The organism is Gilvimarinus gilvus (genome assembly GCF_030518155.1).
In the GTDB taxonomy this organism is placed as follows: domain Bacteria; phylum Pseudomonadota; class Gammaproteobacteria; order Pseudomonadales; family Cellvibrionaceae; genus Gilvimarinus; species Gilvimarinus gilvus.
On record NZ_JAULRU010000089.1, the window covers coordinates 1 to 714 of the forward strand.

Annotated in this window: 1 protein-coding gene; it reads right to left on the reverse strand. The window is 45.9% G+C overall.

Annotated features, from left to right (window positions below; genetic code table 11):
* Positions 1-714: condensation domain-containing protein (locus QWI17_RS00450; protein WP_302720530.1), on the reverse strand; the 714-nt coding region annotated here is incomplete at both ends.

Sequence of the window (714 nt, forward strand, 5' to 3'; positions counted from 1 at the left end):
ATGTTCGTAATCAACCAAGCTCAGCAATGAGTCGTGTAATTTCTTCACCCAATCAATGGATGTCTGGTCGGTTAACTGCACCCTAAGCGGCAACGTGTTGATAAACAATCCCACAGCACTGTCTGAGCCAGACTGCGCCTGAAGTCGCCCCGACAGTACAGTGCCAAATACTATATCTTTTCGATTACTACTCGACGCTACCACCAGGCTCCAGGCCGCATGAAATATTGTTGCAACAGTTACATTCGATCTCCTACCAATCTCACGTATACTGTCGGCAAGTGCTGACGGAACATCTGCTCGATGAACCGATAAACTGGAACGTCTCTGACTTGCACCCAGCCCGAATGGCAATGTCGGATGAAAGACGGCTGACAGCATCTCTGTAAAGAACGCCTGATCATCACGCTCATTTTCTAGACGCCGTATATTTGCAATATAATTTCGATAGGCAACTGGGTTGCCTAGTTCATCAATGCTTCCATGCAAAATGTTTCTAAGTTCGTGCTGTAAGGTCTCAAGTGCAATGTGGTCAAAGACAATATGGTGAACCAACAAAACGACGAAGTAAGAACCATCTTTCGTATTTTGAGCCAACTGAACCTGCAGCAAACCCGCACGTTCCAGATCCATCTGATGAACTTCAGGATCACATAACTCACCGAAGAAAGTTTCTATAGACTGGTCAACCGGAACCTCCAACCACTTCACTAA